Below are 20,355 nucleotides of genomic sequence, written 5' to 3'. Positions count from 1 at the left end.
TTTATCCTCGGAATATCATTTATATGCCTGCGGAAAAATTTTCTTGCGCGCCTCGATCTTGAACTGAATTCCGAATTTTTCAATCTCCCATTTAGATGCAACTGCAAAGTTTCATGCTTCGTTGTAGCTTTCTGTCGTGGGGGCCATATGAAAATCAGTTCCCCGGGCTGGCCGGTTCTGCCGGAGGCTACATGATAGTGAGCGGAAGACAGGTTAAAACCTGTCCCGCCGTTGGTCGAGATTCAGCCGATCAGGCCGCAGCGCAGCAGCTGGAGGCAGGACCGGTCAGCCCTGCCGACCAATCCGCCGATTTTCATTATTCGTTGTGCCGCCCAGCCATGGGTCAGCATGGTGCATAGCCGGGGGTCCGGGGAAAGGGAATGACCTCGCGGATATTGGGCATACCGGTAACCAACTGGACAAGGCGCTCGAAGCCAAGGCCGAAACCGGAATGAGGCACCGTGCCATAGCGCCGCAGGTCGAGGTACCACTGGTAGTCTACATCATCGATACCCAGGTGCTGCATCCGGGCCAGCAAGACATCGTAACGTTCTTCCCGCTGACTGCCGCCGACGATCTCGCCAATGCCGGCGACGAGGATGTCCATCGCCGCCACCGTCGTTCCATCATCGCCGACCCGCATGTAGAACGGTTTGATTGCCGCCGGATAATCGGTAACGATCAGTGGCAGTCCATACACCTCTTCAGTCAGGAACCGCTCATGTTCCGACTGCAGGTCAACGCCCCAGCTGACCGGAAAATCGAAGGACTTCCCCGATGACAACAGACGGTCGACGGCCTCGGTATAGGTGATACGTATAAAATCGTTGTCGACGATGTGCTGCAACCGTTTGATCACTCCTTGGGCGACAAAGCGATCGAACAGCGCCATGTCTTCGGCACACTCCGCAAGCACGTCTGCCAGCAAAAACCTGAGCAGCGTTTCGGCAAGATCCATATTGCAGCTCAGATCGCAGAACGCCATCTCCGGTTCAAGCATCCAGAACTCGGCGAGATGCCGACTGGTGTTGGAATTTTCGGCCCGGAACGTAGGACCGAAGGTATAGACGCGGCCAAGAGCTTGGGCATAGACCTCGGCCTGCAGCTGACCGCTGACGGTAAGCCCGGCCGGTTTACCGAAAAAACCCTTTCCCTGCTCCGGCAAAGCTCCTTTCCGGGCCGCTTCAGAAGCGGTCAGCACCTGGAACATCTCGCCGGCACCTTCGCAGTCGCTGGTGGTTATGACCGGGGTATGGATGTGAAAGAATCCCCGCTGCTGGAAGAACCGGTGTACGGCGTGCGTCAGGTGTGATCTGACCCGGGCCACCGCGCCGAGCGCATTGGTCCGCGGCCGCAAATGGGAAATTTCCCGCAGATACTCAAAAGAGTGCCGTTTTTTCTGGAGTGGATAACTTTCCGGGTCGGCCCAGCCGACCACGCTCACCACGTCGGCCAGCACCTCCACCGCCTGCCCCTTGGCCGGCGACTCCTTCAATTCTCCGGTAATGACGACGCTGCAGCCGGTGGTCAAGCGCTTGATCTCATCTTCGTAATTGGTCAGCGTCCGCTCGGCTATAACCTGTAGATTGGCCAGCGTCGATCCGTCGTTGACCTCGATGAACGAAAAGCTGCCGGCGTCACGTCTGGTTCGGACCCAGCCGGCCACCGTCACCTGTTTTCCAAGCAGTTGTCCGGCAAAGAGTCCTTTGATGCGCTCGATTATCATATCTGCTCCTGATCGGTTGGTCGTGCAGAAAGAGATGCTCCATAGTCGTCCATCCCATCGGTCCGGCGGCCATGGTCAGAGATCGGGGGACGGTTCAGCAAATAATCGTAACGGACGTTGCCCAACGCCGCAAATACCGACTCCTTGGCGCCCGGGACGACGGCGTAAAGACCAGCCAGCAACTCCCGCACCGTGTCGCGCCGGGTATCACCGGCGAGGGGGCACCGGTTGGCAACCGGCTCGATACCGGCCAGTTCGGCAAGCGCAAGCACATCTCGCTTTTCCAGGTAAGAGAGGATGCGGATCAGGCTGAGCCGGCCACCGAACAGGTCTTGCCGGGGCAGCATCGTCGACAAATTGCCGCTGTACAGGCTGTTAATGAAAAACGTTTCGATCAAATCGTCCTTGTGATGCCCCAGCGCCACTTTACCGCATCCCCGCTGCCGGGCGAAATCGAAGAGCTGGCTGCGCCGATTGCGAGCACAGATGAAACAGGTGCGGTCCTCTCCTTCGGGGACCGGCCGGCCGGCTACGGCCGAATAGGTCAGCCCCCAGCCCCTCACCTGGCGACCGATGCTCTCGGCCGACATGTCGCCCACCGGCGCCGCATCGACCGGGTCATTGACGATGTGAACCGCTTCGACTTCGTACTCGATCGGCGCCTTGGCCCGCCACTGGTGCAAGACCCAGGCGGCAACCAGGCTGTCGACACCTCCCGACACGGCAACCAGCACCCGATCACCGTGATCGAGCATCCGCCAGTCATGCATGGCCCGGCCGATCTTACGGTTGAGCGGTCCGGGCAGCCGGGTCGATCTCGCTGGCCTCTGCTTCTGTACCGTTGCGCTCATACCGTTCTGTCTGGTGTCGGTTGAACCGGGAAAACAACAGCCCGACGGTCCGGCCGGACCGTCGGGCTGTTGTCCTTCACTGCACCCGGCTTTCTCAGAGATACGGACATTCCCGAATCTTATCGATAATTCCCTGCTCAACCATCTCTTCGGCGGTAACCCACTTAAATCCACGCTTGACGGCCGTGCCGAAGGACATCAGGTTACTCAGCAGCGATTGCTGGGTCTCGGCAAACATGGTACTCCAGAGCACCGGGCCCTGACGGATGTCGTAGAGTTTCATCGCGAAAACTACCGATGCCGGCTGCTCGACCCCAAAGTCACCGCCGACCCTCGGTTGATACCGGCTCAGCGTGGTAACCAGAACCGCATTGCATTTCACTTCGCTGCCGATGCGCTCGATCAATGTCTGCCGATCACCGCCGTAATCCGGCATCAGCGCGGTCAGCTGCCGCGACGACAATATTCTGACATGGCCGCGCCCGTTGAGTTGTTCGGCCAATACCGTATCCATGTAAGCGGCGCCCTTCTCCAACCGGGCGGCTTGGTCATACTTGACTTCCTGAACTTCCTGCAGGTCTATTTCAACGGGCAGCACGACCAGACACGGGACCTGGCTGATGGCCGCCTGTCGTTGTTCCTCGGTTGGCACCGCACTTGTCCCGCCGCAGGAGGCGAGCACGATCAGCAGCAGGCAGGCCAGCATGGCCTGAACAAAAGACATTGATGATTTCACGAAGACCTCATTGTTGCGGCCGAAGAATCGGCAATCGGGTTATAGACAGCCCTTGGAAGATACGGCAGCTGATACGCCGGCCAATCGGCTCGTAGCCTCGTTGAGGGCCCGGCCGAGCGCCTTGAAAACAGCCTCGATGAGATGGTGCGCATTATCGCCGTGCATCATATCGACATGCAGGGTCAGGCCGCCATGCTGCGCTAGGGCCCGCAGAAACTCTTTAACCAAGCTGGTATCGAAGGTGCCGACTTTCTGGTCGATAATTGGTACCTGGTAATGCAGAAACGGTCGATTCGACACGTCGACGACGACCCGGACCAATGTCTCGTCCATCGGCACCAGACTCATGCCATAGCGCCTGATGCCGCCCTTGTCGCCAAGCGCTGCACCAAAGGCCTGGCCGAGGCAGATGCCGACATCTTCAACGCTGTGGTGATCGTCGACATTAATATCGCCACTGGCCGTCAGCGACAGATCGAAAAAGCCGTGCACAGCGAAAAGCGTCAACATGTGATCGAGAAACCCGACGCCGCTGACCACCGAGGCCTTTCCCGTCCCATCGAGATTGAGTTCGAGCTCGACATCGGTTTCGGTGGTACGGCGCGCTATGCTGCCGTATCGCCCGTTTTCTGTTTCCGACATAGCAGTCCCTGGAAAAGTTCAACGCACAATCCAGCTCTTCCGGCAGGAGGTCGCTGCATTGCGTTTTGTTTTTTTGCATGTCCTTTATATCTATCATATAATGTCAGGCGAAAACCATCTTTTTTTCCGCAGGTCGCGTTTTCGACAAAAACGGGCAAAGTCTTCAGCGCTATCTTTTTCTGTTGACATTTGACCTGTCGTTTATTAAATGTTGTCCTGTTTTGAGTATGAAACAGAGCGGGAATAACTCAGTGGTAGAGTGCAACCTTGCCAAGGTTGAAGTCGCGAGTTCGAATCTCGTTTCCCGCTCCACTTCGACACCTCAAGGTTCGACTCTGCTCGAACCTTTTTTTATTAACGATTCACCTTTGTAGAGACCGTTGAGGACCACATGAAAACCTACCTTGCTCCTGTCCGGGAGATAGAAAGAAAGTGGTATGTCGTTGATGCCAAGGACAAGGTTCTGGGTCGTCTTGCAACTGAAATTGCATCTCGTCTCCGCGGCAAACATAAACCGACCTTCTCACCGTTTATCGATAACGGAGATTTTATCGTCGTCACCAATGCCGAGAAGATTCACCTGACCGGCACCAAGTGGGACGACAAGATCTATTATCGACACACCGGCTACATGGGCGGCCTGAAAGAGACCACCGCCCGGGAAATGTTGGTAAAACATCCGACCGCCCTGATCATGGAAGCAGTGAAGGGGATGCTGCCCAAGAACAAGATCGGCCGAGCTCAGTTGAAAAAACTTAAAGTCTATGCCGGCACCGAGCATCCGCATACTGCCCAGCAGCCGGAAGAACTGACCCTTTAGCATAACGGAGTAATTGGCCATGGCCGATCGTTTTTACGCAACCGGTAAGAGGAAAAAAGCGGTAGCCCGAGTCTGGATCGTTCCGGGAACCGGCAAAGTGACCGTCAACCAGATGGACGCCGATCAATATTTTGGCGGCATGTTCCAGCATTCCCGTATCGCTAAACCGTTTCAAGTCACCGAAACCGCCGACCAGTACGATGTTGTCGCGACCCTTAAAGGCGGCGGCAAATCGGCACAGGTCGACGCCTTGGCCCACGGCATCTCCAAAGCATTGCTGGAAGTCGGCGGTGATTACCGCGGCTCTCTGAAGCGCTCCGGCCTGCTGACCCGTGATCCGCGCAACAAGGAACGAAAAAAATACGGCCAGAAAGGCGCCCGCGCCAAGTTCCAGTTTTCCAAACGATAACAGCCGCCGTGAATTTTGCTCCCCCTGCCGCAGGCACGGAGGGGCAACCGGCAGGTGCGACGGGGATGGCAGCAGGTCTGTTATCCCCGTTTTCTTTTGTACTATCCGCTTACCATCACCACCAACCAGCGAGGATCTTTTATCATGCTGCGCGTTGCCATTATTGGAGCTTCCGGCTATACCGGCGGCGAACTCGTCCGCCTGCTCAGTACCCACCCCGATGTCACCGTCACGGCCGCGACTTCCCGGCAACACGAAGGAAAGCCGCTGTCGTCCATCTATCCGCATCTACACCAGCGGACAGATCTTATCTGTACTAACCCGACAAGCGCACAACTTGCCGAACTGGCCGACTTTTTCTTCTGTGCCGTGCCGCACCAAGCGGCAATGGCGTTGGTGCCGGGACTGATCGAGGCCGGCAGGAAGGTCGTTGATCTATCCGCCGATTTCCGGTTCCGCGACATCGCCGTCTATGAACACTGGTACCAGACACACAGTGCCCCGGAGTTAGCTGCGACAGCGGTCTACGGTTTGCCCGAGCTGTATCGGGAGCGCATTCGGCCGGCCAATCTGGTCGGTAATCCCGGCTGCTATCCGACCGGCATCATCCTGACTCTGGCTCCGTTGCTCCACGCCGGTGTCATCGACACCAGATCGATCATTATCGACGCCAAATCGGGGACATCAGGTGCCGGTCGAAGCGCTAGCATAGCCACCCTTTTCTGCGAAATCAACGACGGTTTCCGCGCCTACAAAGTCGCCGGACAACACCGTCATACCCCCGAGATCGAGCAGCACCTCAGCGACTCTGCCGGTCATCCCGTCACCGTCACCTTTACGCCGCACCTGCTGCCGATTTCCCGGGGCATTCTCAGCACCATCTACGCCACACTGACGACCGACGCCGATGAGGACCAGCTCCGCGAACTCTTGCATCAGCGCTATCACAACGAACCGTTCGTGCGTGTCCTGGACCGCGGCGAACAGCCGGCTACCCAATACGTCCGCGGCTCCAACCACTGTGATATTGCGCTGACTATCGAAGAGAGGACCAATCGGGTCATTCTTACCGCGGCGATCGATAATCTGGTCAAAGGCGCCGCCGGTCAGGCCGTTCAGAACATGAACCTGATGTGTGGCTATGATGAGACGGCCGGGCTGACCCAGGTCCCCCTCTTCCCGTAACACCGGATACCGCCGCCGCGCGCTGCGCCATGCGCACCATCAAGCTTGTCATCGCCTACGACGGCACCGGCTATTGCGGCTGGCAGCGCCAGACAAACGGCCCCTCGATTCAACAGGAGCTCGAGCGAGCGGCAAGCATCATCTGCAACCGTCAGATTACCGTTCACGGGGCCGGACGCACCGATGCCGGTGTCCATGCCGTCGGCATGACCGCTCATTTTTCGATTGCCACCGCTCTTTCCTGCCGGGTGCTGCAAAAGGGACTCAACGCGTTGCTGCCCGAGGATATCCGTATTACCGCCGCCGAGGATGAAGCAACCGGTTTTCACGCCCGTTTTTCCGCTCTGGCCAAGACCTACCGCTACACCTTCTTCACCGGACCGGTACTCTGCCCGCTCCGACGGCTCACCACCTACCACCTGCCCTATCCGGTCTCACTCGAGGCGATAACTGCCTGTCTAGAAATCATCTGCGGCACCCATGATTTCTCGAGTTTTGAAACCGCCGGCTCCCGCGACAAAAGCAGGACATCCGGCCGGGGTGCGATTCGCACCATCTTCCGGGCAACAATCGAGGAGGCGGACCCCGGTTTCTTTCAGCTATTGATTACCGGTGACGGCTTCCTGCGTCACATGGTCAGGAATCTTGCCGGGACACTGCTTGAAGTCGGTCGCGGCAAACGGGACGTACCCGAATTCTCAGCTATCCTGCAGGCGCGGGATCGCAACCTGGCCGGAGCTACCGCACCTGCTCACGGTCTGACGCTGCTGAAGGTTCATTATCGCTACGACTGGTAAGCAGTCAACGGTGAGAGGGCGCCGAAACGAGCGCTTTTCGTTTATCGGAATGACGTGAAACGCGTACGGGTATGGAGCCGGTCACCGCTTTTTGCCGGCGGAGTGTCGCGCCAACAGGGACTGCAGCTTCCAGGGGGATGAAAGACAGACGTTTTCTTCCTCGCAAACCGACATCACATCGCAGAAGACCAGGAACTCGACGAGCGCATCGTTGACCGGCCGGTCCTTGCGACTGATGATATGTAATTGCCGCTTCATGTCGACGCCTTCCACCTTAAGAGCCTTGAGCCAGCCGTTTTCCACTTCGCGGCAAATAGTCAATGCCGACAGGCAGCCAATACCAACGCCGGACTCGACGGCCCGCTTGACCGATTCGGGATGGCCGGTCTCGAAAACGACGTTGACCTCGTCAAGATAGCCCTTCATCTTTTCGTGGAAAATGGCGGCGGTACCCGAACCCTTTTCGCGCATCACCCACTTGCAATCTTTCATATCCTTGGCAACATCGAACACGTCGTTATTGGCCAACGGATCTGACGGCGAAGTGAGCACGACCAGTTCGTCCTTGAACCAGGGCCTGATTTTCAGATTGGAATTATTGATCTCGCCCTCGACGAAACCGATATCGACCGTGCCGTCGACCACCATTCCCTCGACGATTTTGGTATTGTAAACGAGCATGGTCACCATCACCTTCGGATGGGATTTCTTGAACGCACCGATCAGATAGGGCAAAATATAGTTACCGAGCGATGAGCTAGCGGCAATATTGATGGAGCCGCCCAGCGTATCGTTGCGCTCCGACATGATGCTTTCGATATTGGCGACTTGGGCGACGATGTCCTTGGCCTGCGGCAACAGATAGCGGCCGCGGGCATTGAGAATCAGGCTCCGGCCATGACGGTCGAACAGAGACCCGCCGAGTTGATTCTCCAACTCGGCCAAGGCCATGCTGACAGCAGACTGGGTAACGAAGAGCTTCTTGCTCGCCTTCGTGACTTGCGCCGTCTCGGCAACTGCTATAAAAATCTCTAATTGTCTCAGAGTGATGGACATGTTCTATTCCATGTTCATTTTTTTTGATAGTTTACATCGTAATCGCTGACAATTCACCGGGAATCATATCATATTATCTGTTCTTTCATAAATAGTTTTCGGAACAATCGGCTTTTACCAGGAAAATCAATTTCTTACACAACCAATGACGGGAGTTCACAACGAACAACGGCAATCGACGTCATCGTGGAAGAGCTGGCAGGTCCTATCTCCGGCTACTGCGCTGTAGCCTTATCGGCTCCCCCCCGATCAACGCGGGACAGGTTTAACCTGCCTTCCGTTCGCTATCACGATGCAGTCTCCGGCAGAACAGGCCAGTCCGGGGAACGGGTTGAGGAACAAAGTTGTTTTAATCATCCGAAGATATTAAAATAAATTTGACAGAGCAATAAACATTTTTTATTATTCCTCCATTTCTTGCCATGGCTCATTACTGGTTTCGCTTGCTGCCCTCATGATGAACTGGTTGCCCGTGAGCTAAGGACGGGTTAAGGTTTTATACCGCCCTTGGTAAGTTTATGGAGAATAGGTTAAACTTGTCCCGCCGGTAGATAGTTTGCTGGGGGATAGTTAAAAACCTGTCCCGCCGATTATCAGACTTCGGTTGCTTTCATACACGATTAAGGAGGGATGTGCATGGATTATTCGGTTTTCCAATACCGGGACGACATCCTCTGGATCACCGCCTTTATCCTTGGCGGTCTGGCATTTGCCCTCGGACCGATCCTCATCGTCTACCTGTTCATGCCGCTCAAGACCAGACAGGTCAGCGGCTCCCGCGACCAGTACATCGAATGCGGCATGGATCCGATCGGCGACAGCTGGATCCGCTACGGCATCGTTTTCTACCTCTATGCTTTGATATTTCTTGCCTTCGATGTCGACGTCCTGTTCCTCTTTCCGGTCGCACTCGCCTACAATGACGAGATGTTCGTCCTTCGCGACTTGATTGAAATTATTCTCTTTGTCGGCATCCTATCGCTTGCCGTCGTTTATGCCTGGGTTAAAGGAGTATTCACGTGGGAACGCAAGACCTATCGCCGTCCTTAGACACGGTTCCGGCATCCTTTGTCCAGTTCGCGCTGGCCGATAAACTGATCGACCTGTGCCGAGCCAACTCGCTCTGGCCGCTGACCTTCGGCATCGCCTGCTGCGCTATCGAGATGATGGGTACCGGGGCCGCCCGCTTCGATCTCTCACGCTTTGGTGCCGAAGTGTTTCGCCCGTCACCGCGGCAAAGCGACTTGATGATCGTTGCCGGCACCGTCTCGAAGAAGATGGCCCCCGGCATCAAGGTCCTCTATGACCAGATGCCGGAACCGAAATGGGTCATCGCTCTCGGCAATTGCGCCATATCCGGCGGACCGTTCGTCTATCCGGGGCAATACGGTATCGTCGAAGGCGTCGACCAATTTCTGCCGGTTGATGTTTTTGTCCCCGGTTGTCCGCCGCGACCGGAAGCGCTGATCGAAGGCATCATCGAACTGGAGCACAAGATCACCGGCTGGCGCCGCTGGCCGAAAGTCAAACCGCATTGGCGCGACATATAAGAGCAGCCTCAGCCTGCAAGGAAATCACGTACCGATGAGCATTCAGGAAACCACCAAAGCGGCTCTGTGCCGACTCTTTCCCGATCAAGAGCCGGATAGCCCGCCGATAGAGCCAGCCGGCGAAGAGACGGAAGCAAATCAGGCTCCGCGACGCAACACCATTGTCGATCAGGATTACGCGACGCGCGGCTTTCATCTCGACGTTCAGCTGGCACCTGAGCAGTTGCCCGAAGCGGCCCGGATCATGTTCGATCTCGGTTATTTTCTCGAGGCGATTACCGGGGTCGACTGGCCGACCGACGACCAATTGGAAGCCGTTTACGATTTCAGCCGCTATGATTTCGAGCTCTGCCGGGTGGCGATCAAGACCAGAGTCGCCCGAAACCAGCCGCACCTGCCGACGATCACCTCGGTCTATACCGGTGCCAACTGGCACGAGCGGGAAGCCCACGATTTCTTCGGTATCGTCTTTGACGGCCATCCCCACCTGATTCCGCTACTGCTACCTGAAGATGCAGATTTTCACCCTCTCCTGAAGGATTTTCACGCATGAGCCAGCCGATCGAACTGCAGCAGGACGAAACCTTCGTCCTCAACGTCGGTCCCCAGCATCCGGCCACTCACGGCGTCCTGCGAGTCAAGATGACCATGGACGGGGAGTATATCTATAACGCCGAAACGGTACTCGGCTATATCCACCGGATGCACGAGAAGATGGCGGAAAACCGAACCTACGCGCAATACATGCCGAATATGGGCCGCCTCGACTACCTCTCGGCGATGGCTTTCAATCACGGGTATGCGCTGGTGGTCGAGCGGGCCTGCACTATCGAAGTACCGGAACGGGCCGAGTATGTCCGAGTGATTACCGTCGAGCTCAACCGCATTTCCTCACACCTGGTCTGGCTCGGCGCCTACGTGCTTGACCTCGGCGGTTTCACCCCGCTGATGTACTGCTTCGACGATCGCGAGCAGATTCTCGACCTGCTCGAGTCGGTCACCGGTTCCCGGCTCACCTATTGCTATTTTCGCTTCGGCGGTCTCTACAACGACATCGACGACGCCTTTATCAGCGGCACCCGCTCCTTTATCACCCGCATGCGCAAAGAGCTGAAGATGTACCAGAAGCTGGTCACCGGCAACATCATCCTGATGAAACGGCTCCAGGGTCACGGCCTGGTCGACCGGGATATGTGCCAACGCTACGGTGCAACCGGCCCGGTGGCACGTGGTTCAGGCATCAATTACGATGTGCGGCGCAACGAGCCGTACTCGATCTACGACCGCTTCGACTTCGATGTCCCGGTATTCCACGAAGGCGACTCCTACGCCCGTTACCTGGTGCGCATGGAGGAAATCGAGCAGTCGCTGCGCATCATCGAACAGGCCCTGGACCAGCTCCCCGACGGACCGGTCAACCCGGAGAAAAAGCCGAAAGTCATCAAGCCACCGGCCGGCGATTATTATGCCGCGGTGGAGACGGCCCGCGGCAATTTCGGCATCAGACTGGTCAGTGACGGCACCAAGAATGCCTATCGGCTCAAGCTCAGGTCGCCGACCTATTCGAACATGCACCTGTTCGACGAAGCCTGTCGCGGCATGCTGATCGCTGACGCCCTGGCGTTTATGGGCAGTCTCGACCTGGTAATTCCCGAAATCGATCGATAAATGGGGACCGCTATGAGTCTTACCCTGTTCAATGTCATCCTGGCCGTCGTTATCGCCATCTCCTTTGTCGGGCTCAACGCCGCCTATCTGGTCTGGGCCGAACGAAAAGGCGCCGGACTGTTCCAGCGCCGCCCCGGACCGATGGAAAACGGCCTGTGGGGACTGTTGCAACCACCGATCGACGGCGTCAAGCTGATGACCAAACAGCTGCTTATCCCCGGCGGAGTCGACAAGGCGGTGTTCATCACCGCTCCGGTACTGGCCATGTTCCCGGCCCTGGTCAGTTTCGTGACCATCCCGTTCAGTGACAATATCATCGCCCACCCGATCGATGTCGGTGTACTGCTAATCTTCGCCTTCGCCGCACTCGGCAGCATGTCGCTGCTGGTGGCCGGCTGGAGTTCGCGCAACAAGTATTCGATGATTTCCTCGATCCGCGCCGTCTCCCAGGCGGTCGCCTACGAGATCCCGCTGATGATTACCACCATCACCGTGGTCATGATCAGCGGTTCACTCAACCTGACCGATATTGCCGCCCGGCAACTTGACGGCATCTGGGCCTGGCATATCTGGCCGTTCCAGGACGATGTCGGTTTCAACCTGCTGATGCCGATCTCTTTTTTGGTGCTTTTCGTCTGCTCGGTGGCCGAGACCAACCGCGCCCCGTTCGACCTCGGTGAAGCCGAAAGCGAGCTGGTGGCCGGCTTCCACACTGAATATTCGAGCATGGGCTTCGGCCTGTTCTTCATGGGTGAGTACGCCAATATCGTTATCGGCGCGTCGCTGACCACCGTTTTGTTTCTCGGCGGCTGGTCATGTCCCTTCGGAGATCTCGGCTTTTTCCCGCTGACTCACAACGTCGGCTGGTTCCTGCTGAAGATCTACCTGATCATCTTCGTCTTTATCTGGATCCGCTGGACGTTTCCCCGGACCACCATCTACGGCCTGCTCAACCTGTCGTGGAAGTACCTGATCCCTATCTCCCTGTTCAACCTGCTGCTCACCGCAGCTCTGCTGAAGGTATTCTGATCATGAGCGGTTATTTTTCCGATCTGTTCCTGGGCGCCAAGAGTCTGCTGGACGGCATGTGGGTGACCCTGAAGGAGTTTCCCAAGCGGCCGGTCACCCTATCCTACCCGCACGAATCGGTGCCGATGTACCGGCGCTTCCGCGGACATATCGAACTGATCGGCAACGAGGAAGGAGCCCCGAACTGCGTCGTCTGCGGCATGTGCGAACGCGCCTGCCCGTCGAACTGCATCAGCATCACCAGCGTAAAACCGGAAGGCAGCAAGAAGAAGGTGCTGACCGGTTATACCCTCGACTTCACCACCTGCTCGCTCTGCGGATCCTGCGTCGAATCGTGTAACTTCAACGCAGTCCGTTTTTCCAACGAATACAATCTGGCCAGCACCCGCAAAGAGGACTTCATCTTCGACCTGCTGGCCCGGCTGAAGGAGCAGAACCAATGAACCCGGCTGCAACTGTAAACGCCGCGCCCGGCCTGCTGACCGCCGACGGTCTGCTCGGCCTGATTTTCCTGGTGATGATCGCCCTCACCCTGACCGGCGGCTTTATCGCCGCCACCGCCGACCGCCTCGTCCGTGCCCTGGCCGGAGTGGTCGTCTGTTTTACCGGGGTGGCCGGCTTCTATTATTTCCTCAATTCACCATTCATGGCGATGATGCAGATTCTCATCTACGTCGGGGCGATCTGCGTCACCATTTCGTTTGCCATCATGTTGGCCGCACCGGAGCAGAAAAAGAAATCCGGTCCGGTCAATATCCTCTCCGGCCCGCTCGGTTTCCTGGTCGCCGCACTGATCTTCGGCGCCATGGCCGGCTTGGCCCTGCGTACCGAATGGCTTCCTTTCGATAAGATCGCCGGTGGTTCGGTCAGGGATATCGGCATTCACCTGCTGACCTCCTATTCGATGGTCTTCGAACTCATCTCTCTGGTCCTGCTGATCGCCATCATCGGGGCCATCGTTATCGCCCGTGGCGGGAGGTCTCAGTCATGACGATCCTGGCTATTCACCAGTACCTGACCACCTACCTGGTCTTCGGCGCCATGCTTTTCGCTCTCGGGGTCTACGGCCTGGTTACCCGGCGAACCCTGATCGGCATGCTGATCGCGGCCGAGCTGATGCTGGCCGGCGTGTCGATCAACTTCATGGCCTTTAACCGCTTTCTTGCCCCCGACCCGTCAGTCGGCCAAATTTTTACCCTATTCATTATGGCCGTAGCCGCCGCCGAGGCCGCTATCGGTCTGAGCATCGCCATTGGTGTCTATCGGCACTACAAGACGGTCGATACCGAAGACCTGGTCAACCTGAAAGGATAACGCCGGTATGGATGCAACCACCATAGTCACCTCGAAACTGTTGCTGGCCCTGGTCATTCCGCTGATCGGCGCCATCGGCGTAATGTTCAAGGGCGCCGAAGAAAATGTCCGGGAAGCCATCTCGTCGGTCTCTTCGTTGCTCCTGCTCGCCGTGGTCGCCTCCATGGTGCCTTCGATTTTTGCCGGCAAGACCCTGTATTTCCAGCTCTTCGAGCTGCTGCCGAACCTGACCGTGACCCTGCGGGCCGACGCGATGTCAATGATCTTCGCCCTGGTCGCCTCGTCGCTGTGGACGATTGCCGTCTTCTATTCGCTCGGCTACATGCGCGGCCTCAAAGAGCATGCCCAGACCCGCTTCAACGCCTGCTTTGCGCTGGCCATCTTCGGGGCGATCGGCGTCGCCTTTGCCGACAACTTGTTCACCATGTACCTGTTCTACGAGATCGTCTCGATCTGCACCTACCCGCTGGTCGCCCATCACCAGGACCGGGAGGGGTATGAAGGCGGCCGCAAATACCTGGTCTACCTGACCGCCACCGCCAAGGCCTTCCTGCTGCCGGCGATGATCCTGATCTACGTGCTGACCGGCACCCTCGACTTTGCCACCGATATCCAGAGCGGTATCTTCGGACCTGAAGCGAGCAAACCACTGGTCATCATGCTCTACGTCTTCTGCCTGTTCGGCTTTGCCAAGAACGGCGTGATGCCCTTTCATCACTGGCTGCCCGGCGCTATGGTGGCCCCGACACCGGTCTCCGCGCTGCTCCATGCCGTGGCCGTGGTCAAGGTCGGTGTCTTCTGCACCACCCGGGTAATGCTCTACGTCTTCGGGGTTGACCTGATGGCGGCCCTCAACCTGGGCATCCCGACCGCCTATTTCGTCGGCTTCACCATCATCGTCGCCTCGATCATCGCGCTGTCCAAGGACAACCTCAAGGCACGACTGGCCTATTCGACGGTCAGCCAGCTCAGTTACATCATCCTTGGCGTTGCGCTGCTTACCCCGGCGGCGATCCAGGGTGGGTTGATCCACATCGTCAACCACGCCTTTGCCAAGATCACGCTGTTCTTCTGTGCCGGCGCCATCTACGTGGCCGCGCACCGCAAGGATATCTCCGACATGGAAGGGCTTGGCAAGGTCATGCCCTTTACCTTCGGCGCCTTTTTCGTCGCCTCGCTGTCGATGATCGGGGCGCCGCCGGTGGCCGGGTTCGTCTCCAAGTGGCAGCTGCTGGTCGGTTCCCTGCAAGCGCACCAGATCGGCATCCTGTTGCTGTTGCTCGCATCGACTCTGCTCAACGCCGCCTACTTTCTACCGGTAACGTATCGCGCCTTTTTCGGCAAACCGGCCACAGCCGGCGCCTATGCGGGCGTCAAAGAGGCGCCGCTGACCATGCTGATCCCGATCCTGATCGCCTGTTTCATCTCGGTGGTGATCGGTATTTTCCCCAACTTCATGATGTCCTTCGTCAAGGCGGTGACCGGATGATTTCCTTGATCGACTACCTGTTGGAGCGACGCACGCCGCTGCGTTATCTGTTCTATGTACTGGTGTTTGCCATCGTTGTCTGGAGCCTGACGGTGGACACCTCACATGCCCATACCTGGCTGGAACGTACGGTACCCGGTTTCTGGAGCCTGTTCGGCCTGGGCGCCTGCATCGTGCTGATCTTTGCGGCCCGCTGGCTGAGCGGCGCCGGCATCGCCAGAGAGGAAGACTACTATGACAACTAGCGGCTTTTTCCATCCGGCACTGATGCTGATCATCGGCGCCCTCGTGCTGCCGCTGATCAAAGAACCGTTCCGCCGGCCGTTTCTCGTGCTGATCCCGGTCCTGACCTTTATCAACGTGGTCTGGCTCGGATTTCATCAAGGAACGTACGGTATACTGCACTTCCTTGACTGGCAGCTGACCTTTGGTCGCATCGACAGTCTATCCAACGCCTTTGCCTTTATCATGGCCTTGATGGCTATAATCGGCACCATCTATGGTCTGCACGTCAGGGACGTCTGGCAGCAGGTCGCCGCCTGGTTCTACGTCGCCGGCTCGCTCGGCGCCATCTACAGCGGCGATTACCTGAGCCTGTTTCTCTTCTGGGAAATGATGGCCTTTGCCTCGACCTTTCTCATCTGGTCGAATCGTGAGGACCCCGATGCGCCGGCGGCCGGATTCCGCTACCTGCTCGTTCACACCTTCGGCGGCCTGCTGCTGCTGATGGGCTTTGTCCTCAACTACCAGGCCACCGGATCAATCGCGTTCGAGCTGCTCGATTACGACAACGCCCGACTCTCCACTTGGCTGATCATGGGCGGCCTGATGCTCAACGCCGCGGTCATTCCACTTCATTCCTGGCTTCCCGACGCCTACAGCAAGGCGAGCATCACCGGTTCGGTCTTCATGTGCGCCTTTACAACGAAGACGGCCATCTATACTCTGGCTCGGGCCTGTGCCGGCTTTGATATCCTGATCGTCCTCGGGGTGATCATGGCAATTGCCGGTATCATCTACGCGCTGCTGGAAAACGACATCCGCCGGCTGCTCGGCTGGGAGATCATCAGCCAGGTCGGCTACATGGTGGCCGGCGTCGGCATCGGCACCGCCCTGGCCATCAACGGCACCACCGCTCACGCATTCGCCCACATCCTCTACAAGGGTCTGCTGTTCATGGGCGCCGGTGCCGTTATCCAGGCAACCGGCCGACAGCGTTTCACAGAACTTGGCGGACTCTACAAAAAGATGCCGCTGACCCTGCTCTTCGTCATCATCGGCGGCGTCTCGGTCTCGGCCTTTCCGCTGTTTTCCGGGTTCGTCTCCAAATCGATGATCATTGCCGCCAGCTACGAGGAGCATCTGCTCTGGACCGGCTTCCTGCTGACCATGGTCTCGGCCGGCACGTTCCTCGTCGCCGGTCTGCGGCTACCCTGGCTGGTCTTTTTCGGCAACTATCGAGGAGATACCGCATCGTTTGCAAAAGCCGCCGATCCGCCGTGGAACATGCAGCTGGCCATGCTCGTCGCCGCGCTGCTCTGTTTTATCATCGGCGCCTGGTACCCGCTGCTCTACGGGCTGCTGCCCCACCAGGATATCATTGGCGACTATCATCCCTACAGCAGCTATCACCTCAGCGAGACTTTGCAGATCCTGGCCCTGACCGGTGTCGCCTTCCTGCTCTTGAAAGAGAGGATCGGCGCCCGGGCCGCCACCTATCTCGACCTGGACTGGTTCTACCGCCGTGGTGGGCAGCTCGTTCTCTGGTTGGCGAGAAACCCGATCCAGTGGTTCGATACCGCCTGGGGCGAAGCCTATCGCGCCGTCGGCCTGTTCTCGCTGATGACCACCGCCCGCTTCTGGTCCTGGTTTGATTGGCATGCTATCGACGGCCTGCTCGATGGCTCGGCCTGCGGCGTTCGCTCCTTCGGCCGGTTGCTGGCCCGCGTGCTGCAACGCGGTCAGATCCAGCAGACGCTCGGCTATACGGTATCCTTCGTCGCCCTGTTGCTGTTCGTCTATATCTGGCTTTAATATAAGGGGAACTTTAAATTCGTAATTCCAAGGTTCCCACAAGATCAAGGACTCAACGAGATGGATCAACTTCTGCTCAACCCGGGATTTCCGCTGCTCAGTGCTCTGATCTTTCTACCGCTGGCCGGCGCCTTGCTTTTGCTGCCGCTCAGGGGCGACGGTGCCTGTCGATCCGTCTCGCTCGCCGTAACAGCCCTGGTCGGTTTGCTCTCTCTGCTTCTTCTGGCCGGGTTTGATCGCAGTACCGCCGCCTTTCAATTCGGCGAGACCCATCCCTGGATTGCTGCCCTGAGCATCAATTACACCGTCGGCGTCGACGGCATCTCCATTCTGCTTGTGTTGATGACCGCGCTGATCATGCCGTTTTGCGTACTCGCTTCCTGGTCCTATATCAAGGTCCGGGTGAAAACCTTCATGATCTGCCTGCTGGTCATGGAGACGGCGATGATCGGTGTCTTCGTCGCCCTTGATTTCGTCCTCTTCTACGTACTCTGGGAAGCGATGCTGATCCCGATGTATCTGATCATCGGCATCTGGGGTGGCCCGCGGAAGATCTACGCCTCGATCAAGTTCTTCCTCTACACGCTGGCCGGCTCGATCCTGCTGCTGGTGGCCATCATCTGGTTGTACCGGCAAAATGGCTACTCCTTTTATATTCCGGATATGATGTGGCAGTCCTACGGCAGCACTGCACAGATCCTGGTCTTTCTCGCCTTTTTCCTGGCCTTTGCCATCAAGGTGCCGATGTTCCCGTTCCACACCTGGTTACCGGCCGCCCATGTCGAAGCGCCCACCGCCGGTTCGGTCATCCTGGCCTCAATTCTGCTGAAGATGGGAACCTACGGCTTTCTCCGCTTCGCTCTGCCGATCGTCCCCGACGCCACTTTCTTGATGATGCCCTACGTGCTCTGGCTGTCGATCGCCGGCATCATCTACGGCGGTTTTACCGCACTGGCCCAGCAGGACATGAAAAAACTGATCGCCTACTCATCGGTCGGTCACATGGGCTTCGTCACGCTCGGCATCTTTCTGCTCAACAAGCAGGGCATCGAAGGCGCCATCCTGCAGATGGTCAACCACGGCGTGACCACCGGCGCACTGTTTCTCTGTGTCGGCATGATTTATGAACGTACGCATAGCCGGGAATTGAGCAGCGCCGCCGGGATCGGTACCTACATGCCGGTCTTTGTCACCTTTCTTGCCTTCTTCTCGCTGGCCTCCTTCGGTTTCCCCGGCACCAACGGCTTTATCGGCGAGTTCATGATCCTGGCCGGAACCTTTCAATACGATATCGTGCTCGCTCTGGCGGCCATCCCCGGCGCCGTGCTGGCAGCCGCCTACATGCTGAGAATGCTACAGAAAATCATCTGGGGAGGAACGGACAACCCGGATCAATCCTGGATCAGCGATCTCAATCGTCGCGAAATCGTCACCCTGGCCCCGTTTTTGTTGTTTGTCCTGTGGATCGGTCTCGGCCCGGCCCCGTTTATTGCATTGATGGATGAAAGCGTTTCGGCCCTGTTGACCAACCTGCAGGCCCACCAGGCCGAGACGCTGTCCGCCGTTTCCTGGCTGCGGCCATAAGGCGTATGAAACAGGATATCGACTAAGGAAGGAATCTGACCATGCTCTTTCTCCCCGAACTGATCGTGCTGCTGTCCGCTCTCGTCATGTTTTTGGTTAGCCTCGGCAAACCGACCGCCCCAACGATACATCGCCTCGCCGTCGTTCTCGGCGCCGCGGTCCTGTTGGCCACGATTGCCGGTCTCGGACTGGATGGCAGCCTCTTTTACGAATCCTACCGGGTCGATCGTTTTTCGCAGGTCTTCAAACTTCTGATCGGTTCGGCAACCCTTATTGTACTGCTCTTCTCAGGCACCGCGCCCGGCGTCAAAAATGACGTCCAGGCCGAATATTACCTGTTCCTGCTGATCGGTGTACTCGGACTGATGATGCTCGTCTCCAGCGTCGAGTTGCTGGCCATTTTCGTCGCGCTGGAGCTATCAAGTTTTGCCGTCTATATCATGGTGCCGATGCGCAGCCGCAGCGGCAACGTGGTCTTCCAGATGGAATCGGGCATCAAATACCTGCTTTTCGGCGTGATGACCACCGGTTTCATGCTCTTTGGCATGAGCTACCTCTTCGGGCTGACCGGCTCGACCTATCTGACCGACATCATTGACGCGCTGGCGCTGATGACGAGTGAACCGGCAGCCATGGTGGCGATAATGATGGTTCTTGCCGGCTTTTTCTACAAGTTGGCTCTCTTTCCCTTCCACTTCTGGGTTCCCGACATCTACGAAGGAGCGGCCAACGAGACCACCGCTTTCATCGCCGCTGTACCGAAGATCGCGGCGACGGCCATGCTCATCAGGATCGTCTCCCTGGCCGCAGGCGATAGCGAAAACCTCGTTTCAATTCTGCTGTTCTGCTCAATCGGCTCGATGTTCTATGGCAACCTCTGCGCCTTGGTACAAACCGATCTCAAACGAATGCTCGGCTACTCGGCCATCTCCCATGCCGGGTTCGTGCTCTTCGGCCTGCTCACCTTCGGCGCCGACGGCTATGCGACCTCGCTCTATTACGTGACCGGCTATGCGGCGATGAACCTCGCCTGTTTCCTGGTTATCTGCACCGTTGCCACCAATGGAGAAAATCTAGCCATCGCCGATCTCGCCGGCCTCCATCAGCGCTCGCCGCTGCTTGCCCTGACTCTGGCCATCGGTTTGTTCGCCCTGGCCGGGATTCCACCGTTCGTCGGCTTTACCGGCAAGTTCATGCTGCTCGTCAACGCCTTCAAGCAGGGCCTGATCATTCCGGTCATCCTGGCCGCACTCAACACCGCCATTGCACTCTTTTACTATCTGTCGGCGGTGCGTATGGCCTATTGCACCGATCCTGAGAAAGCCGGGCAAACGCTTCAGCCAGGACCGCTCCGCGCCGGCGTTGCCGTCGTGCTCCTGCTCATTATCATCGCGATGGGCGTCGCACCGGGAGGCTTTCTGCAGATTGCCGCCACCGCCATCGCCGCGGTGTTGTAGTTAAAAGT

At 57.6% G+C, this 20,355-nt stretch carries 22 protein-coding genes and 1 tRNA gene; 18 read left to right on the top strand and 5 right to left on the bottom strand.

Annotation, left to right across the window (positions count from 1 at the left end; genetic code table 11):
- Positions 1–343 precede the first annotated feature (343 nt).
- The 4 genes from asnS to hisB all read right to left on the bottom strand — a co-directional run bounded on the left by asnS (position 344) and on the right by hisB (position 3,955).
- Positions 344–1,726 (bottom strand): asparagine--tRNA ligase, encoded by a 1,383-nt coding sequence (gene asnS / locus BUC26_RS09585; RefSeq protein ID WP_073375543.1) that lies wholly within the window; start codon positions 1,724–1,726, stop codon positions 344–346.
- A complete protein-coding gene (locus BUC26_RS09580) occupies positions 1,723–2,577 on the bottom strand; it encodes a tRNA lysidine(34) synthetase (protein WP_073375542.1) in 855 nt (284 codons plus the stop codon). The genes asnS and BUC26_RS09580 overlap by 4 nt, the downstream gene beginning before the upstream one ends.
- Before the next feature lie 94 nt (positions 2,578–2,671).
- Complete coding sequence (locus BUC26_RS09575) at positions 2,672–3,313, bottom strand: hypothetical protein (protein ID WP_143165969.1); 642 nt, start codon at positions 3,311–3,313, stop codon at positions 2,672–2,674.
- Between the two features lie 39 nt (positions 3,314–3,352).
- Positions 3,353–3,955, bottom strand: coding sequence for an imidazoleglycerol-phosphate dehydratase HisB (gene hisB, locus BUC26_RS09570; RefSeq protein WP_073375538.1), 603 nt, complete (start codon positions 3,953–3,955; stop codon positions 3,353–3,355).
- Positions 3,956–4,192: 237 nt separating this feature from the next.
- Here hisB and BUC26_RS09565 point away from each other — a divergent pair.
- The 5 genes from BUC26_RS09565 (at position 4,193) to truA (ending at position 7,166) form a co-directional block, all read left to right on the top strand.
- A tRNA-Gly gene (locus tag BUC26_RS09565) sits at positions 4,193–4,267 on the top strand.
- 79 nt (positions 4,268–4,346) lie between these two features.
- Positions 4,347–4,775, top strand: a complete 429-nt coding sequence (gene rplM, locus BUC26_RS09560) for a 50S ribosomal protein L13 (protein WP_073375536.1) — start codon at positions 4,347–4,349, stop codon at positions 4,773–4,775.
- A 19-nt stretch (positions 4,776–4,794) separates the two neighbouring features.
- Positions 4,795–5,184 carry a 30S ribosomal protein S9 gene (gene rpsI / locus BUC26_RS09555; RefSeq protein ID WP_073375534.1) on the top strand — a complete coding sequence of 130 codons (390 nt, stop codon included), beginning with the start codon at positions 4,795–4,797 and terminating at the stop codon, positions 5,182–5,184.
- Positions 5,185–5,328: 144 nt separating this feature from the next.
- Positions 5,329–6,369, top strand: a complete 1,041-nt coding sequence (gene argC / locus BUC26_RS09550) for an N-acetyl-gamma-glutamyl-phosphate reductase (RefSeq protein WP_073375597.1) — start codon at positions 5,329–5,331, stop codon at positions 6,367–6,369.
- Positions 6,370–6,398: 29 nt separating this feature from the next.
- The gene (truA, locus tag BUC26_RS09545; protein WP_073375532.1) at positions 6,399–7,166 is read left to right on the top strand and encodes a tRNA pseudouridine(38-40) synthase TruA; all 768 of its coding nucleotides are present in this window, start codon (positions 6,399–6,401) and stop codon (positions 7,164–7,166) included.
- A gap of 81 nt (positions 7,167–7,247) precedes the next feature.
- Here truA and BUC26_RS09540 read toward each other — a convergent pair whose 3' ends face one another.
- Positions 7,248–8,222: a LysR substrate-binding domain-containing protein gene (locus tag BUC26_RS09540; protein WP_073375530.1), complete on the bottom strand. Its 975-nt coding sequence runs from the start codon at positions 8,220–8,222 to the stop codon at positions 7,248–7,250.
- A gap of 636 nt (positions 8,223–8,858) precedes the next feature.
- Between BUC26_RS09540 and BUC26_RS09535 the strand changes: the two genes are divergently transcribed.
- Genes BUC26_RS09535 through BUC26_RS09475 form a run of 13 tightly spaced genes read left to right on the top strand, consistent with a single transcriptional unit; the run spans position 8,859 to position 20,347 of the window.
- The gene (locus BUC26_RS09535) at positions 8,859–9,272 is read left to right on the top strand and encodes an NADH-quinone oxidoreductase subunit A (protein WP_073375528.1); all 414 of its coding nucleotides are present in this window, start codon (positions 8,859–8,861) and stop codon (positions 9,270–9,272) included.
- Positions 9,242–9,772, top strand: a complete 531-nt coding sequence (locus tag BUC26_RS09530; RefSeq protein WP_073375526.1) for an NADH-quinone oxidoreductase subunit B — start codon at positions 9,242–9,244, stop codon at positions 9,770–9,772. Before BUC26_RS09535 ends, BUC26_RS09530 begins: the two co-directional genes overlap by 31 nt.
- Before the next feature lie 34 nt (positions 9,773–9,806).
- Positions 9,807–10,325: an NADH-quinone oxidoreductase subunit C gene (locus BUC26_RS09525; protein ID WP_073375524.1), complete on the top strand. Its 519-nt coding sequence runs from the start codon at positions 9,807–9,809 to the stop codon at positions 10,323–10,325.
- A complete protein-coding gene (locus BUC26_RS09520) occupies positions 10,322–11,440 on the top strand; it encodes an NADH-quinone oxidoreductase subunit D (protein WP_073375522.1) in 1,119 nt (372 codons plus the stop codon). The genes BUC26_RS09525 and BUC26_RS09520 overlap by 4 nt, the downstream gene beginning before the upstream one ends.
- A gap of 12 nt (positions 11,441–11,452) precedes the next feature.
- Positions 11,453–12,469: a complex I subunit 1/NuoH family protein gene (locus tag BUC26_RS09515; protein WP_073375595.1), complete on the top strand. Its 1,017-nt coding sequence runs from the start codon at positions 11,453–11,455 to the stop codon at positions 12,467–12,469.
- 2 nt (positions 12,470–12,471) lie between these two features.
- Entirely contained in the window at positions 12,472–12,912 is a 441-nt protein-coding gene (locus BUC26_RS09510; RefSeq protein WP_073375520.1) for a NuoI/complex I 23 kDa subunit family protein, read from the top strand.
- The gene (locus BUC26_RS09505; protein ID WP_073375518.1) at positions 12,909–13,460 is read left to right on the top strand and encodes an NADH-quinone oxidoreductase subunit J family protein; all 552 of its coding nucleotides are present in this window, start codon (positions 12,909–12,911) and stop codon (positions 13,458–13,460) included. Before BUC26_RS09510 ends, BUC26_RS09505 begins: the two co-directional genes overlap by 4 nt.
- Positions 13,457–13,783 carry an NADH-quinone oxidoreductase subunit NuoK gene (gene nuoK, locus BUC26_RS09500; protein ID WP_073375516.1) on the top strand — a complete coding sequence of 109 codons (327 nt, stop codon included), beginning with the start codon at positions 13,457–13,459 and terminating at the stop codon, positions 13,781–13,783. The genes BUC26_RS09505 and nuoK overlap by 4 nt, the downstream gene beginning before the upstream one ends.
- Positions 13,784–13,790: 7 nt before the next feature.
- Positions 13,791–15,272 (top strand): monovalent cation/H+ antiporter subunit D family protein, encoded by a 1,482-nt coding sequence (locus BUC26_RS09495; protein WP_073375514.1) that lies wholly within the window; start codon positions 13,791–13,793, stop codon positions 15,270–15,272.
- Positions 15,269–15,517, top strand: coding sequence for a hypothetical protein (locus tag BUC26_RS09490; protein ID WP_073375512.1), 249 nt, complete (start codon positions 15,269–15,271; stop codon positions 15,515–15,517). Before BUC26_RS09495 ends, BUC26_RS09490 begins: the two co-directional genes overlap by 4 nt.
- Positions 15,507–17,306, top strand: coding sequence for a Na(+)/H(+) antiporter subunit D (locus BUC26_RS09485; RefSeq protein ID WP_073375510.1), 1,800 nt, complete (start codon positions 15,507–15,509; stop codon positions 17,304–17,306). Before BUC26_RS09490 ends, BUC26_RS09485 begins: the two co-directional genes overlap by 11 nt.
- Before the next feature lie 60 nt (positions 17,307–17,366).
- Positions 17,367–18,890 (top strand): NADH-quinone oxidoreductase subunit M, encoded by a 1,524-nt coding sequence (locus BUC26_RS09480; protein WP_073375508.1) that lies wholly within the window; start codon positions 17,367–17,369, stop codon positions 18,888–18,890.
- A gap of 41 nt (positions 18,891–18,931) precedes the next feature.
- A complete protein-coding gene (locus BUC26_RS09475; protein ID WP_073375506.1) occupies positions 18,932–20,347 on the top strand; it encodes an NADH-quinone oxidoreductase subunit N in 1,416 nt (471 codons plus the stop codon).
- Positions 20,348–20,355 lie beyond the last annotated feature (8 nt).

This window comes from Desulfofustis glycolicus DSM 9705 (genome assembly GCF_900130015.1).
GTDB lineage: Bacteria > Desulfobacterota > Desulfobulbia > Desulfobulbales > Desulfocapsaceae > Desulfofustis > Desulfofustis glycolicus.
This window is presented reverse-complemented; position numbering and strand designations above follow the sequence as displayed.

Excerpts from the sequence above, each read along its gene's own strand:
- BUC26_RS09520 (WP_073375522.1), top strand. The coding sequence starts at position 10,322 with ATGAGCCAGCCGATCGAACTGCAGCAGGACGAAACCTTCGTCCTCAAC.
- BUC26_RS09515 (WP_073375595.1), top strand. The coding sequence starts at position 11,453 with ATGAGTCTTACCCTGTTCAATGTCATCCTGGCCGTCGTTATCGCCATC.
- BUC26_RS09475 (WP_073375506.1), top strand. The coding sequence starts at position 18,932 with ATGCTCTTTCTCCCCGAACTGATCGTGCTGCTGTCCGCTCTCGTCATG.
- BUC26_RS09480 (WP_073375508.1), top strand. The coding sequence starts at position 17,367 with ATGGATCAACTTCTGCTCAACCCGGGATTTCCGCTGCTCAGTGCTCTG.
- BUC26_RS09510 (WP_073375520.1), top strand. The coding sequence starts at position 12,472 with ATGAGCGGTTATTTTTCCGATCTGTTCCTGGGCGCCAAGAGTCTGCTG.
- hisB (WP_073375538.1), bottom strand. The coding sequence starts at position 3,955 with ATGTCGGAAACAGAAAACGGGCGATACGGCAGCATAGCGCGCCGTACC.
- truA (WP_073375532.1), top strand. The coding sequence starts at position 6,399 with ATGCGCACCATCAAGCTTGTCATCGCCTACGACGGCACCGGCTATTGC.
- rpsI (WP_073375534.1), top strand. The coding sequence starts at position 4,795 with ATGGCCGATCGTTTTTACGCAACCGGTAAGAGGAAAAAAGCGGTAGCC.
- BUC26_RS09485 (WP_073375510.1), top strand. The coding sequence starts at position 15,507 with ATGACAACTAGCGGCTTTTTCCATCCGGCACTGATGCTGATCATCGGC.
- BUC26_RS09580 (WP_073375542.1), bottom strand. The coding sequence starts at position 2,577 with ATGAGCGCAACGGTACAGAAGCAGAGGCCAGCGAGATCGACCCGGCTG.
- BUC26_RS09505 (WP_073375518.1), top strand. The coding sequence starts at position 12,909 with ATGAACCCGGCTGCAACTGTAAACGCCGCGCCCGGCCTGCTGACCGCC.
- rplM (WP_073375536.1), top strand. The coding sequence starts at position 4,347 with ATGAAAACCTACCTTGCTCCTGTCCGGGAGATAGAAAGAAAGTGGTAT.
- BUC26_RS09490 (WP_073375512.1), top strand. The coding sequence starts at position 15,269 with ATGATTTCCTTGATCGACTACCTGTTGGAGCGACGCACGCCGCTGCGT.
- BUC26_RS09495 (WP_073375514.1), top strand. The coding sequence starts at position 13,791 with ATGGATGCAACCACCATAGTCACCTCGAAACTGTTGCTGGCCCTGGTC.
- BUC26_RS09540 (WP_073375530.1), bottom strand. The coding sequence starts at position 8,222 with ATGTCCATCACTCTGAGACAATTAGAGATTTTTATAGCAGTTGCCGAG.
- argC (WP_073375597.1), top strand. The coding sequence starts at position 5,329 with ATGCTGCGCGTTGCCATTATTGGAGCTTCCGGCTATACCGGCGGCGAA.
- BUC26_RS09535 (WP_073375528.1), top strand. The coding sequence starts at position 8,859 with ATGGATTATTCGGTTTTCCAATACCGGGACGACATCCTCTGGATCACC.
- asnS (WP_073375543.1), bottom strand. The coding sequence starts at position 1,726 with ATGATAATCGAGCGCATCAAAGGACTCTTTGCCGGACAACTGCTTGGA.
- BUC26_RS09525 (WP_073375524.1), top strand. The coding sequence starts at position 9,807 with ATGAGCATTCAGGAAACCACCAAAGCGGCTCTGTGCCGACTCTTTCCC.
- nuoK (WP_073375516.1), top strand. The coding sequence starts at position 13,457 with ATGACGATCCTGGCTATTCACCAGTACCTGACCACCTACCTGGTCTTC.